Here is a 12,826-nt window from a genome sequence, read left to right on the forward strand (position 1 = left end):
GGCGTACACCTCCTCGTGGGAAGCGGGCAGGGAGCACCCCGGGTGTGAGGCGCCTCACCTACCGATTGTTCGGTTGTTCGCGCAATTTGGCTACAGCCGGCTCCAGGCTGTGGACAAAGTGGCGGCGGGGCCGTGGGATGGGTGCAGGACGTCCAACGCAGGGAGGCAGTGGGCAATGCCGGATGAACAAATGGCCGGAGCCGGTTCCGCGCCGGCGGTGGCCGGTGGTGTCGCGGGCGCCCCACCGGTCCCGTCCGGTCCCCCCGCGACGGCCGCCGCGCCGCCCCGGCCGCTCGATTCGATCGACCGGTCGATCATGCGGCTCCTCCAGGCGGACGGCAGGGCGTCGATACGGTCGGTGGCCGAGCAGGTCCACGTGTCACGGGCCAACGCGTACGCCCGGATCAACCGGCTGATCGACGACGGGGTCATCCGCGGCTTCACGGCACGGGTCGACCACGAGCGGGCGGGCCAGGGGGCCTCCGCCTACATCACCCTGAAGATCGTGCAGAACTCCTGGCGGACGGTGCGCGAGCAGCTCCGCGAACTCCCGGGCGCGGCGCACATCGCCCTGGTCAGCGGTGATTTCGATGTCCTGCTGCTGGTCCACACCCCTGACAACCGCACCCTGCGGGAGCTGGTGCTCACCCGCCTCCAGTCCATCCCGGAGGTCCTGTCCACCCGCACGCTGCTGGTGTTCGAGGAGACGGACCTCCTCGACACGGGCACGCCCCCGCCCGCCCCCACCCTCCCGGACGACCCGGACCCGGCGTGAGGGCGAGACGGCGGCCGGCGCGGCCGAGGCGCGGTACGCCGTCCGGGAGCCGCTCAAGGCCATGAGGGCCGTGATGCGCCGGGACCTCGGGGCGACGGCCCCGACGGCCCGGTTCCTCGGGCGGCACCGGGACTCCCGCGCGCCCGCCGGCCCGTCCGGGTGACATCCGGACGCCGCGGCCGTGCCGGCCGGGGTCACTTCTGGGCGCGGAGACCGTCCAGGGCCATGTGGACGACCGCGTCGGCGAGCTGGGCGTGGTCGGCGCCCGGGTGGGGGCGGTACCACTCGACCAGGGAGTTGACCATGCCGAAGAGCAGGCGGGTCGCGAGCCTGATGTCCACGTCCGCGCGCAGGTCGCCGTCGGCCGCCGCGGCCTTCAGGAGGTCGGCCACCGCGTGGTCGAACTCGCGGCGGCGCTCCAGTGCCCAGCGTTCGGTCCGGGTGTTGCCGCGCACCCGCAGCAGCAGCGTCACGTAGGGGAGTTCGGCGAGCAGCACCTCGACCGTCCGCCGGGTGACGTACTCGACGCGCTCGACCGCCGGGCCGCGTACCGAGCCCGGCTCCTCCAGGACCGCGAAGAGACCGTCCAGCGCCCGGCTGACGGCCCGGCGCAGGAGTTCCTCCTTGCCGGCGACGTGGTGGTAGATCGAGGACTTGGAGATCCCCGCGGCCTTGGAGAGGTGCTCCATCGAGGTGCCGTCGTAGCCGCGCTCGTTGAAGACCTGGACCGCGACGGAGAGCAGCGTCTCCGGTGTGTAGGTGTCCCTCCGGGGCGTCGTCACTCCGTGTCCCCCTCCGTCCCGTCCGTGCCCGCGGCGCCCGTCCCGTCGGTACCCTCGTCGACCGCGTCCTCGTCGCCCGCCGCGTAGCCGAGCCGGTACAGCGCGAGCGAGGGGGCGTAGCGGCCGCCCGGACAGCGTTCGTCGAGGTGGTGCAGGAGGTCGTACGCCCAGTCCCGGCCGAGCCGGTCGTGCCATTCGGCGGGGCCCATCGGGTAGTTGACGCCGAGTCGCATCGCGGTGTCGATGTCCTCGGCGGCGGCGACCCCGCGCGCGACGGCGTCGGCGGTGAGGTCGATCAGCATGGCGACGGTCCGGGCGACGATCATGCCGGGGACGTCGCCGATGACGGAGACCTTCTTGCCGAGCTTCTGGAACAGGCCGATCGCCTCGGCCAGGGTCTGTTCGGTGGTGTCCTCGCCGGCGGACAGGGCGATCCGGGTGGCGTCGCGGTAGTCGAGCGCGAGGTCGAAGTAGACGACGTCCGCGAACTCGATGGAGGTCTTGCCGTCCGCGAGGACCAGTTGCCCCTCGCCGGGGAGCTGGATGTACGGGCCCCCGTGCTCGGTGGACTCGACCGCGATCCCGGCCTCCTCCAGGAGGTCCGTCAGCGCGGACGCCGGGCCGAGGTCCCCGACGACGGTGACCTTGGCGGGTGCCTCCTCGGGGCCCGCGGTGTGCGGGACGGGCTCGGGGGCGGCCTCGCCGTACGGGAACCAGCCGTGGCCCGACTTGCGGCCGAGTCGACCCGACTGGACCAGCCGGCGCTGCGCGAGGGAGGGGGTGAACTTGGGGCTGCGGAAGAACGACTCCCAGACGGAGCGGGTGACGGCCTCGTTGACGTCCTGGCCGATGAGGTCGGTCAGCGCGAACGGGCCCATCTTGAAGCCGCCGCTCTCGCGGAGCACGGCGTCGATGGTGGCCGGGTCGGCGCCCCGCTCCTCGTACACCGCGAAGGCCTCGGCGTAGAAGGGGCGGGCGATCCGGTTCACGATGAAGCCGGGGGTGTCGGCGCAGCGGACCGGCGTCTTGCGCCAGCGCAGGACGGTGTCGTACGCGCGCTCGGCGGCGGCCGGGTCGGTCGCGAAGCCGCTGACCACCTCGACGAGCGGGAGCAGCGGGGCGGGGTTGAAGAAGTGCAGGCCGAGGAAGCGGCCGGGGTGCGCGAGTCCCGCGGCGATCTCCGTCACGGAGAGGGAGGAGGTGTTGGTGGCCAGCAGCGCGTCCGGCGAAACCACCTCTTCGAGCGCGGCGAAGAGCGCGCGCTTGACGGTGACGTCCTCGACGACGGCCTCGATGACGAGTCCGGCGTCCGCGAGTGCGGCGAGGTCGCGGGCGCAGCCGATCCGGCCGATCGCGTCGTCGGCCTCGGCGCGGTCCAGGCGCCCCTTGGCGACCATGCGCTCGACGCGGTCCTGCACGAGGCCGAGGCCGTCCCGCGCGAGGGATTCGTTGACGTCGTGGATCAGCACCGGGTGACCTGCGAGGAGGGCGACCTGGGCGATGCCCTGCCCCATGGTGCCGGCGCCGATGACCGCCACAGTGCGGGACCGCTCGATTGCTGTCATGACCCGATCCTCCCGCACCGACTTGTCCACAGGTCCGCCGGGCCCTCTTGTCCCGACCGATCGTTCGGTTACTCTAACTCCAGTCTGCTCTTCTTCACCCGCCCCTGCCTGATCCCAGTCTGCGAACCAGCCCGATCTTGCCCGGCTCAACGAGGAGTTGGTCCCTGATGGCCGCCGAGCCCACCGTCCCCCAGCTGACCGAGAAGCACCGTCCCACCCTGGACCAGGCGCTGTCGGCCATCCGCACCCGCGCCTACTGGTCCCCGCACCCCGAGCACCCCAAGGCCTACGGGGAGACCGCCCCGGCCGACGGCCTCGCGGCGTTCGAGGCGTTGCGCGGCACCCGTTTCGAGCTCGACCAGCCCGGCACCGACGGCTGGACGGGCGGCGAGGTGTCCCCGTACGGCCCCGAGCTGGGCGTCGAGTACCCGCACGCCGACCCCGAGGTGCTGCTGCCCGCGATGCGCGCGGGCATGGGCGCCTGGCGGGACGCCGGCCCCGAGACCCGCGCCGTGGTCTGCATCGAGATCCTCGCCCGGATCTCGGCCCGCACCCACGAGTTCGCCCACGCGGTGATGCACACCAGCGGCCAGGCCTTCATGATGGCGTTCCAGGCGGGCGGCCCCCACGCGCAGGACCGCGGCCTGGAGGCCGTGGCCTACGCCTACGAGGAGCAGACCCGCGTCCCGGGGCAGACCGACTGGGAGAAGCCGCAGGGCAAGAAGGACCCGCTCAAGCTCGGCAAGACGTTCACCGCCGTGCCGCGCGGCATCGCGCTGATGATCGGCTGCAACACCTTCCCCACCTGGAACGGCTACCCGGGCCTGTTCGCCTCCCTGGCCACCGGTAACGCCGTCCTGGTCAAGCCGCACCCCCGGGCGATCCTCCCGCTCGCACTGACGGTGCGGGTGGCCCGCGAGGTCCTCGCCGAGGCCGGCTTCGACCCGAACCTGGTGGCGCTGGCGGTGGAGCGGCCGGGCGAGGGCATCGCCAAGACGCTCGCCGTGCGCCCCGAGATCAAGCTGATCGACTACACCGGCTCCACGGAGTTCGGCGACTGGCTGGAGGTCAACGCCCGCCAGGCGCAGGTGTACACGGAGAAGGCCGGCGTGAACACCGTCGTCCTCGACTCCACGGCCGACTACAAGGGCATGCTGTCCAACCTGGCGTTCTCGCTGTCCCTCTACAGCGGCCAGATGTGCACCACCCCGCAGAACCTGCTGATCCCGCGCGAGGGCATCGCCACCGACGCCGGACACAAGACGTACGACGAGGTCGTGGCCGACCTCGCGGCCTCGGTGGGCGGCCTGCTGGGCGACGACGCCCGGGCCAACGCCCTGCTGGGCGCGCTGGTCAACCCGGACGTCAAGGCCCGGCTGGAGGCGGCGGCCGGACTGGGCGAGGTCGCGCTGGCCTCGCGGGAGGTCGCGAACCCGGAGTTCCCGGACGCGGTGGTCCGCACGCCGGTGATGGTCAAGCTGGACGCCGCCAAGGCCGACCCGGAGGCCCCCTACCTCTCGGAGTGCTTCGGCCCGGTGTCGTTCGCGGTCGCGGTCGACTCCACGGCCGACGCACTGGAGCTGCTGCGCCGCACGGTGCGGGAGAAGGGCGCGATGACCGTGGGCGCGTACACCACGTCGGCGGACACCGAGCGGGCCGTCGAGGCGGTCTGCCTGGAGGAGTCGGCGCAGCTGTCGCTGAACCTGACCGGCGGCGTCTTCGTCAACCAGACGGCGGCCTTCTCGGACTTCCACGGCTCCGGCGGCAACCCGGCGGCCAACGCGGCCCTGTGCGACGGCGCCTTCGTCGCGAACCGGTTCCGCGTGGTGGAGGTCCGCCGCCAGGCCTAGAAGGTGTCCGGGTGCGGCCCGCCCCAGTGGAAGAGGGCCATGGCCACGCTGGTGGCCAGGTTGTAGCTGGAGACCTGCGGCCGCATCGGCAGGGACACCAGGTGATCGGCGCGGGCCCGCAGCTCCGGCGAGATCCCGTGGCGTTCCGAGCCGAAGGCGAGCAGGGCGTCGTCCGGGAGGGTGAGGGCACGGATGTCCTCGCCCTCCGGGTCGAGCGCGTACAGCGGCCCGGGCGGCAGGGTCTCCAGCTCGACCCGGTCGACGGTGGTCGCGTAGTGCAGGCCGGCCCCGGCCCGGACCACGTTGGGGTGCCAGGGGTCGAGGTCGCCCCGCGTGACCACCCCGGTGGCGCCGAAACCGGCGGCGAGCCGGACGACGGCGCCCACGTTGCCGAGGTTGCGCGGGTTGTCCAGGACCACGATCGGGGCGGTGCGGCCCGGCCTGCGCAGCGCCTCACGGCCCGCCTCCCGGTCCGGTCGCACGGCGAGCGCGGCCACCCCGGTGGGGTGCACCCGGGACAGCAACCCCTTGAGTTCCGCCCCGCGCACCAGCCCGCGGACCCGCGCCTCCACGTCCGGGGCCAGCTCGGCGGCCAGCGCCCCGACGGCCTCGGGATCATCGGCGACGACGGCTTCCACGCGGGCGCCGAAGCGCAGCGCGTGCTTCAGCGCGTGGAACCCGTCGAGCAGGACCACGTCCTCCCGCCCGGCGGCCTCCCGCCACTCCCGCGCCACCTGTCCGGGCTCCCCGTGCTGCTCACTCATACCGCCGACCCTACGGGCCGCGCGGGGTGCCCCGGGACCGGCGGGCGTCCTCGTCAGCGCGCGACCTCGGCCGGGGTCGGGGTCGGGGTGTCGAGCGGGCCCGGCGGCGGCTCCGGGGCGACCCGGTCGCGCCGGCGCAGGGCGCCGGCCCGGGCCCCGAGCCAGACGAGGAACACCGTCGGCAGGAACACGGCGTCGGCCGCGATCATGGCCAGCGAGAAGAACGGCAGTCCGAGCAGCACCGCGATCCCGGCGTGCTCCAGCATCATCACCGCGAGCAGCACGTTCTTGATCCGCCGGTTGAACAGCGTGAACGGGAACGCGACCTGTACCGCGACCGTCCCGTAGGTCAGCAGCATCACCAGGGTCCCGCTGCCCGCCAGCACCCCGGACAACCCCGGCCACGGGGTGAAGTAGTCCAGGCCGAGCGGGTAGTAGAGCGCGGTGCCGTCCTGCCAGCGCGAGCCCTGGATCTTGTACCAGCCCGCAGTGGCGTAGATCAGACAGACCTCCGCCATGATCACCAGCATCCCCGCGTTGTGCAGCAGGTTCGCCAGCACGTCGAGGACGGCCCTGCCCTCCCCCTGCGGCTCGAAGCGGTCGACGAGCCACCACAGCCCGAGCACCACCCACAGCGCCGCGAACGCGGCGAGCCAGCCGGCGCCGAACCTCCCGGTGACCGCCCCGTGGGCGAAGAGCAGCCCGAGCACGCTCCACAGCACGGGCCCCGCCGCTCCGGCCGAGGCCGAGCCGCGCAGCCGCGCCCGGCGGGCGTCGAGGGACCAGACCCGCGCGCACCGGGTGAGCACGAGGTACATCGCCATCAGGTGGATGACGTTGTCCCCGCCGTCCCCCATGAAGACGCTGCGGTTCTGGAGGGACAGCACGCCGATCATGAAGAGCACGGACGTCGCCCGGGTCCGCCAGCCCAGCATCAGCAGCACGCTCGCGAGCACCGAGACGCCGTAGACGAGCTCGAACCACCAGGTCGCGTCGGACCACATCAGCACCGTGAAGGCCCGGTTCGAGGCGATCAGCCGCTCGGCCATCCCCCAGCTCCAGGGGCCGTCGGGCCCGTACAGCTCGTGCCGGTGGGGGAACTCCCGCAGCAGGAAGAACAGCCAGGTCGCGGAGAACCCGATGCGCACCACGGCGCTCTGGTAGGGCCCCAGCGCCCGGCCGGTGACCTGCGCCAGGGCCCGCCCGGCGGCCGCGCGGGCACGGCTGCGCGCGCTCGGCCTCAGACCGTCCACCACGGCAGCTCCCGGTAGTAGGTCCGGGTGTCGCTCTGCTCGTCGCTCCACTTCGGCGCGGCCACGGCGGTCGTCGCCGAGCGCAACTGGATCCGTACGATCCGGTCGTCCTCCCGTTCCCGGGGCCCCAGCCGGTCCATCGCGATGCGGCGCAGGTACTCCTCCGACAAGGCGCCGCGCTCGCCGTTCGGCTTGTTGTTCTCGTCGTGGGAGCCGGTGAAGAAGTCCCAGGCCCGCCGCAGCTCGTTCTGCTCGGTGTGGCTCGGCAGCAGGCTGTGGCGGATCGCCGCGCCGTCCTCGGCGGACAGGTCGCGCCAGCCGCCGGTGGTCAGCTCGCCGTCCGGGGTCCGTACCTGGGCCCGCACCTGGACCGCGATGTTCTGCTGGAGGGGGTTGGGGGCGAAGAGCTTCCAGTTCTGTTCGAACTCGGGGTAGATCCAGGCGTCGATCGTCCTCGCGTGCCGCTTGCTGAGCGTGTTGGACGGGGCCACGTGCAGGAAGACGGCCGCGAGGTGTCCGCAGGCGGCCACGGCGACGATCCCCAGCGCGAGGGCCACGACCACCCGGTACGGGGTGGACAGACCGGCGATCCCGGGCGCCCGGGGCGGCGGCGCGACGACCGGCGGGCCGGCCTCGGTGTCGGCGGGCGCACCCGGCGTGAGGGGCTCCGGAACGGGCTGTTCCGAAGGCTCGCGCTCGTTCGAATCCATCCCGCCCCGATCATCCGGCTTCCACAGGGTTGCCCACAGAGGTTGACACCCTACGGGCCGCCGTCTCACCATTGAAGAGGACGAACCGAACGATCGGTCGGTCGGGTGACCGGCGACCGGCCGACAAACTCTGACAGGGGGCCCGGAATGGTCACAGTGACCCCGGAGTCTGGGCAGGACGAAGCCCTGGGGACCGACCTCGGGGCCCAGCTGCTGGCTGCCTTCGACGCCGCCGTGGCGGCGGACGAGCGAGTGGAGCCGCGCGACTGGATGCCCGACGAGTACCGCGCCTCCCTGGTCCGCCAGATGGCCCAGCACGCGCATTCCGAGATCATCGGCATGCAGCCCGAGGCCAACTGGATCACCCGCGCGCCCTCGCTCCGCCGCAAGGCGATCCTGATGGCCAAGGTCCAGGACGAGGCCGGCCACGGCCTGTACCTGTACAGCGCCGCGGAGACCCTCGGCACCAGCCGCGACGAACTCCTCGACAAGCTCCACTCGGGTAGGCAGAAGTATTCGTCGATCTTCAACTACCCCACCCTGACCTGGGCCGACGTCGGCGCGATCGGCTGGCTCGTGGACGGCGCGGCCATCACCAACCAGGTTCCGATCTGCCGCTGCTCCTACGGCCCGTACGCCCGCGCCATGGTCCGGATCTGCAAGGAGGAGTCCTTCCACCAGCGCCAGGGCTTCGAGCTGCTGATGGCGCTCTCCAAGGGCACCGAGGAGCAGCACGCGATGGCGCAGGACGCCGTCGACCGCTGGTGGTGGCCCTCGCTCATGATGTTCGGCCCGCCGGACGACGAGTCGGCGCACTCCGCGCAGTCCATGGCCTGGCGGATCAAGCGGCACTCCAATGACGAGCTGCGCCGGCGCTTCGTGGACATCGCCGTGCCGCAGGCCGAGGCGCTGGGCCTGACGCTGCCCGACCCGGACATCAAGTGGAACGAGGAGAGCGGACACCACGACTTCGGCGCCATCGACTGGGCCGAGTTCTGGGACGTTCTCAAGGGCAACGGCCCCTGCAACGAGGAACGCCTCACGCGCCGCCGCACGGCCCACGAGGAAGGCGCCTGGGTCCGCGACGCGGCCGCGGCGTACGCCGAGAAGCAAGCGAGCAAGGCAAGCACCGAAAGCGAGGCACGGGTATGACGCAGAACTGGCCCCTGTGGGAGGTGTTCGTGCGCTCGCGCCGCGGCCTCTCGCACACGCACGCCGGAAGCCTCCACGCACCGGACGCGGAAATGGCCCTGCGCAACGCCCGTGACCTGTACACGCGGCGCAACGAGGGCGTCTCGATCTGGGTGGTGCCCTCCACCGGGATCACCGCCTCGTCCCCCGACGAGCGGGACCCGTTCTTCGCCCCGTCCGCGGACAAGCCGTACCGGCACCCCACCTTCTACGAGATCCCCGAGGGGGTGCGCCACCTGTGACCGGCACCGACACCACCACCGAGACCAGCCCCGCCACGCTCCGCCCCGCCGCCCTCGCCCTCGGCGACGACGCGCTGATCCTGTCCCACCGCCTCGGCGAGTGGGCGGGTTACGCCCCCGTCCTGGAGGAGGAGGTCGCCCTCGCCAACATCGCCCTCGACCTGCTCGGACAGGCCCGCGTCCTGCTCTCCATGGTCGGGGACGAGGACGAGCTGGCGTTCCTGCGCGACGAGCGGTCCTTCCGCAACCTCCAGCTGGTCGAGCAGCCGAACGGCGACTTCGCCCACACCATCGCCCGCCAGCTCTACTTCTCCTTCCACCAGCACGAGCTGTACACGGAGCTGGCCGCGGGCGACGGCCCGTTCGCCCCGCTGGCGGCCAAGGCCGTCAAGGAGACCGCGTACCACCGCGACCACGCCGAGCAGTGGACGCTGCGGCTCGGCGACGGCACCGAGGAGAGCCGCGCCCGGATGCTGACCGCGTTGACCGCGCTGTGGCGGTACACGGGGGAGATGTTCAAGCCGATCGACGGGCTCGACGGCGTGGACTGGCAGGCCCTGGAGCAGCGTTGGCTCGCCGCCGTGGGCAACGTCCTGGAGCGGGCCGGGCTCACCCTGCCCGAGGGCAGGCGCACCGGCGCCTGGGCGGCCGGCGCCGGCCGCGAGGGGCTGCACACGGAATCGTTCGGGCGGATGCTCGCGGAAATGCAGCACCTGCACCGCAGCCACCCGGGAGCGTCGTGGTGACCACCGGCACGGAAATGACCCGGCTGGAGACCGAGCTGGCCGACCTGGCCGGGTCGGTCCCCGACCCGGAGCTGCCCGTCCTCAGTCTCGCCGAGCTGGGCGTCATGCGCGGGGTCCGGATGCACGACGACGGGCACGTCGAGGTCACCCTCACCCCGACCTACACGGGCTGCCCGGCCATCGAGGCCATGTCCGACGACATCCGGCGGGTGCTGACCGACCACGGCATACCGGAGGTCCGGGTCCGGACGGTCCTGGCCCCCGCCTGGTCGACCGACGACATCAGCGCCGAAGGCCGCCGCAAGCTCGCCGAGTTCGGCATCGCCCCGCCCCGCCCCCACTCCGCCGGCGGACCGGTACCGCTCACCCTGTCGGTCCGCTGCCCCCACTGCGGATCGACCGACACCGAGCTGCTCAGCCGGTTCTCCTCCACCGCGTGCAAGGCACTGCGCCGCTGCGTCGCCTGCCGCGAACCGTTCGACCACTTCAAGGAGCTCTAGATGGCCGTGTCCCCGCCGTCGCCCACACCGGTGTCCGCGCGCCCCGCACGACACGGCGCGTTCCACTCCTTGACGGTGGCGGCGGTCGACCGGCTCACCGACGACTCGGTGGCGCTGACCCTGAGCGTGCCCCAGGAGTTGCGCGCCGAGTACCTCCACGCGCCCGGCCAGCACCTCACCCTGCGCCGGCGCGGCCCCGAGGGGACGGAGGTCCGCCGTACGTACTCGATCTGCTCGCCCGCGCCCGGCGCCGCCGGCCCCGCGCTGCTGCGGGTCGGAGTGCGACTGGTGGAAGGCGGGGAGTTCTCCACCTTCGCGCACAAGGAGATCGCCGCCGGCGACGTGCTCGACGTGATGGTGCCCGCCGGGCGGTTCGTGCTGGACCCGGTGGCCGCGCCGGCCGCCGCGCACTACGCGGCGATCGTCGGCGGCAGCGGCATCACCCCGGTGCTGTCGATCGCCGCCTCGCTGCTGTCGGCCCGGACCGACGCCCGTTTCTGCCTGGTGCGCAGTGACCGTACGGCCGCCTCGACGATGTTCCTGGAGGAGGTCGCGGACCTCAAGGACCGTTACCCGGACCGCTTCCAGCTGGTCACCGTCCTGTCCCGCGAGGAGCAGGAGGCCGGGCTGCCGTCCGGCCGGCTGGACGAGGAACGCCTGACGACGCTGCTGCCCGCACTGCTGCCGGTCGCCGAGGTGACCGGCTGGTTCCTGTGCGGCCCCTACGGCCTGGTACAGGGCGCGGAACGGGCCCTGGGCGCGCTGGGCGTCGGCCGGACCCGGGTGCACGAGGAGATCTTCCACGTCGAGGACGCCGCCCCGTCGGCCCCGACCCGTACCGCGACCGCCACCCACGGCCGCGTCACGGCACGGCTCGACGGCCGCTCGGGCACCTGGCCGGTCGAGGACGGCGAGTCCCTGCTGGACGCGGTGCTGCGCAACCGCGGGGACGCCCCGTACGCGTGCAAGGGCGGAGTGTGCGGAACCTGCCGGGCGTTCCTGGTCTCGGGCGAGGTCCGGATGGACCGAAACTTCGCGCTGGAGGCGGAGGAGACGGAGGCCGGCTTCGTCCTGGCCTGCCAGTCGCACGCGGTGACGGAGGAAGTGGAGATCGACTTCGACCGCTGACCGGCCGCCTCCTCCCGCTCACGGCCGCGCATTCTCCGCGGCCGTGCACTCTCCGAGGCCGCCCCTTCTCCGAGGCTGTGCATTTTTGAGAACCTGTTCTATCTTGACGCTCCGTCAGACCTGAACGGGATCCGGTGCACGCGGGAGGACAGGCAGTGGACTTCACCTTCACCGAGGAACAGCAGGCGGCCGTCGAGGCGGCGAGGGCCGTGTTCGCGAACGTCGCCCCCGACGGCGTACCCAGTCCCGCGCTCTCGCCCGGGGCCGTGGCCGACGACTTCGACCGCCCCCTGTGGGCCAGGCTCGCCGGATCCGACCTGCTGAGCCTGGTCCTCGCCGAGGAACACGGCGGGGCGGGGCTCGACGCCATCGCCCTGTGCCTGGTGCTCCGCGAGGCGGCGAAGGTGCTGGCCCGGGTGCCGCTGCTGGAGCACTGCGCCACCGCGATGGCCGTCCAGGCCCACGGCAGCCCCGAGCTGGCGGCGGCCCTGCTGCCCGGCGCCGGTCGGGGCGAGATCGTCCTCACCGCCGCCGCGCACGGTCGCACCGGACACGATCCCGCCGAACTCGCGGTCTCCGCGCGGCGGGACGGCGCCCAGTGGGTCCTGGACGGGGTGCAGACCTCCGTCGCCTGGGGGCACAACGCCGACTGGATCGCCGTCCCGGCCCACGCCGGGGAGGGCGAGGCCGTGCTCGCGCTGGTGCCGCGCACCGGCGAGGGGGTGACCCTCGCGGACCAGTACTCGACGAGCGGGGAGCGGCTCGCCGAGCTCACGCTCGACGGCGTGCGGGTGCCCGTCACGCACCTCCTCGACGCGCCCGACGCCTGGGACGGGCTCCGCCGGCTGCTGACCACCGGCACGTGCGCGCTCGCGCTCGGGCTGGGGGAGGCCGTACTCGCCATGACCAGCCAGTACACCGGCAAGCGCGAGCAGTTCGGCTTTCCCGTCGCCACCTTCCAGGCCGTGGCCGTCCAGGCGGCCGACCGCTACATCGACCTGCGGGCCATGGAGGTGACCCTCTGGCAGGCCGCCTGGCGGCTCGAACCGGCGACGGCCGGCGCGGGCGGGCCGCTGCCGATCGCCGGCGACGTCGCGGTGGCCAAGATCTGGGCCTCGGAGGGCGTACGCCGGGTCGCGCAGACCGCCCAACACCTGCACGGAGGCTTCGGCGCCGACACCGAGTACCCGCTGCACCGCTACCACGCCTGGGCCAAGCAGTTGGAACTCCAGTTGGGCCCGGCCGCGGCGCACGAGGAGGCCCTGGGCGACCTGCTGGCCGCCCACCCCCTCACCTGAGCGAACCCCGGGGTGCGACCCC

The 12,826-nt window shown here is 72.9% G+C and carries 13 protein-coding genes; 8 read left to right on the forward strand and 5 right to left on the reverse strand.

Annotated features, from left to right (window positions below; all coding sequences use genetic code 11):
- Positions 1 to 175: 175 nt before the first annotated feature.
- Positions 176 to 775 carry an Lrp/AsnC family transcriptional regulator gene (locus ACQEVM_RS01215; protein ID WP_433073662.1) on the forward strand — a complete coding sequence of 200 codons (600 nt, stop codon included), beginning with the start codon at positions 176 to 178 and terminating at the stop codon, positions 773 to 775.
- Positions 776 to 969: 194 nt separating this feature from the next.
- Here ACQEVM_RS01215 and ACQEVM_RS01220 read toward each other — a convergent pair whose 3' ends face one another.
- Positions 970 to 1,557 (reverse strand): TetR/AcrR family transcriptional regulator, encoded by a 588-nt coding sequence (locus tag ACQEVM_RS01220; RefSeq protein ID WP_433073665.1) that lies wholly within the window; start codon positions 1,555 to 1,557, stop codon positions 970 to 972.
- The gene (locus ACQEVM_RS01225) at positions 1,554 to 3,122 is read right to left on the reverse strand and encodes a 3-hydroxyacyl-CoA dehydrogenase (RefSeq protein ID WP_433073668.1); all 1,569 of its coding nucleotides are present in this window, start codon (positions 3,120 to 3,122) and stop codon (positions 1,554 to 1,556) included. The genes ACQEVM_RS01220 and ACQEVM_RS01225 overlap by 4 nt, the downstream gene beginning before the upstream one ends.
- Positions 3,123 to 3,289: 167 nt before the next feature.
- Between ACQEVM_RS01225 and paaN the strand changes: the two genes are divergently transcribed.
- Positions 3,290 to 4,972, forward strand: a complete 1,683-nt coding sequence (gene paaN / locus ACQEVM_RS01230) for a phenylacetic acid degradation protein PaaN (protein ID WP_433073671.1) — start codon at positions 3,290 to 3,292, stop codon at positions 4,970 to 4,972.
- Here the strand turns inward: paaN and ACQEVM_RS01235 are convergent.
- From ACQEVM_RS01235 to ACQEVM_RS01245, 3 genes are read right to left on the reverse strand one after another with little or no spacing between them, the layout of a single operon-like run.
- Positions 4,969 to 5,736 carry a TrmH family RNA methyltransferase gene (locus ACQEVM_RS01235; protein WP_433073674.1) on the reverse strand — a complete coding sequence of 256 codons (768 nt, stop codon included), beginning with the start codon at positions 5,734 to 5,736 and terminating at the stop codon, positions 4,969 to 4,971. The two genes, paaN and ACQEVM_RS01235, sit on opposite strands and share 4 nt — an antisense overlap.
- A gap of 53 nt (positions 5,737 to 5,789) precedes the next feature.
- Entirely contained in the window at positions 5,790 to 6,989 is a 1,200-nt protein-coding gene (locus ACQEVM_RS01240; protein ID WP_433073677.1) for an HTTM domain-containing protein, read from the reverse strand.
- Positions 6,977 to 7,699, reverse strand: a complete 723-nt coding sequence (locus ACQEVM_RS01245; RefSeq protein WP_433073680.1) for a DUF5819 family protein — start codon at positions 7,697 to 7,699, stop codon at positions 6,977 to 6,979. Before ACQEVM_RS01245 ends, ACQEVM_RS01240 begins: the two co-directional genes overlap by 13 nt.
- A 147-nt stretch (positions 7,700 to 7,846) precedes the next feature.
- Here ACQEVM_RS01245 and paaA point away from each other — a divergent pair, with 147 nt between their 5' ends.
- From paaA to ACQEVM_RS01275, 6 genes are all read left to right on the forward strand, one after another.
- Positions 7,847 to 8,851 carry a 1,2-phenylacetyl-CoA epoxidase subunit PaaA gene (paaA, locus tag ACQEVM_RS01250; protein WP_433073683.1) on the forward strand — a complete coding sequence of 335 codons (1,005 nt, stop codon included), beginning with the start codon at positions 7,847 to 7,849 and terminating at the stop codon, positions 8,849 to 8,851.
- On the forward strand, positions 8,848 to 9,132 hold the full coding sequence (gene paaB, locus ACQEVM_RS01255) for a 1,2-phenylacetyl-CoA epoxidase subunit PaaB (protein WP_053675581.1): 285 nt from the start codon (positions 8,848 to 8,850) through the stop codon (positions 9,130 to 9,132). The genes paaA and paaB overlap by 4 nt, the downstream gene beginning before the upstream one ends.
- Positions 9,129 to 9,878, forward strand: coding sequence for a 1,2-phenylacetyl-CoA epoxidase subunit PaaC (paaC, locus tag ACQEVM_RS01260; protein WP_433073687.1), 750 nt, complete (start codon positions 9,129 to 9,131; stop codon positions 9,876 to 9,878). Before paaB ends, paaC begins: the two co-directional genes overlap by 4 nt.
- A gap of 14 nt (positions 9,879 to 9,892) precedes the next feature.
- Positions 9,893 to 10,378: a 1,2-phenylacetyl-CoA epoxidase subunit PaaD gene (paaD, locus tag ACQEVM_RS01265; RefSeq protein WP_433079744.1), complete on the forward strand. Its 486-nt coding sequence runs from the start codon at positions 9,893 to 9,895 to the stop codon at positions 10,376 to 10,378.
- A complete protein-coding gene (locus ACQEVM_RS01270) occupies positions 10,379 to 11,506 on the forward strand; it encodes a 2Fe-2S iron-sulfur cluster-binding protein (RefSeq protein ID WP_433073690.1) in 1,128 nt (375 codons plus the stop codon).
- Positions 11,507 to 11,661: 155 nt separating this feature from the next.
- A complete protein-coding gene (locus ACQEVM_RS01275) occupies positions 11,662 to 12,804 on the forward strand; it encodes an acyl-CoA dehydrogenase family protein (protein WP_433073693.1) in 1,143 nt (380 codons plus the stop codon).
- Positions 12,805 to 12,826: the final 22 nt, after the last annotated feature.

Source organism: Streptomyces sp. CA-243310, assembly GCF_050936775.1.
Lineage (GTDB): Bacteria > Actinomycetota > Actinomycetes > Streptomycetales > Streptomycetaceae > Streptomyces.

Bases quoted from the DNA above. Each gene is read 5' to 3' on its own strand.
- ACQEVM_RS01215 (WP_433073662.1), top strand. From the start codon at position 176: ATGCCGGATGAACAAATGGCCGGAGCCGGTTCCGCGCCGGCGGTGGCC.
- ACQEVM_RS01225 (WP_433073668.1), bottom strand. From the start codon at position 3,122: ATGACAGCAATCGAGCGGTCCCGCACTGTGGCGGTCATCGGCGCCGGC.
- paaN (WP_433073671.1), top strand. From the start codon at position 3,290: ATGGCCGCCGAGCCCACCGTCCCCCAGCTGACCGAGAAGCACCGTCCC.
- ACQEVM_RS01235 (WP_433073674.1), bottom strand. From the start codon at position 5,736: ATGAGTGAGCAGCACGGGGAGCCCGGACAGGTGGCGCGGGAGTGGCGG.
- ACQEVM_RS01245 (WP_433073680.1), bottom strand. From the start codon at position 7,699: ATGGATTCGAACGAGCGCGAGCCTTCGGAACAGCCCGTTCCGGAGCCC.
- paaA (WP_433073683.1), top strand. From the start codon at position 7,847: ATGGTCACAGTGACCCCGGAGTCTGGGCAGGACGAAGCCCTGGGGACC.
- paaB (WP_053675581.1), top strand. From the start codon at position 8,848: ATGACGCAGAACTGGCCCCTGTGGGAGGTGTTCGTGCGCTCGCGCCGC.
- paaD (WP_433079744.1), top strand. From the start codon at position 9,893: ATGACCCGGCTGGAGACCGAGCTGGCCGACCTGGCCGGGTCGGTCCCC.
- ACQEVM_RS01270 (WP_433073690.1), top strand. From the start codon at position 10,379: ATGGCCGTGTCCCCGCCGTCGCCCACACCGGTGTCCGCGCGCCCCGCA.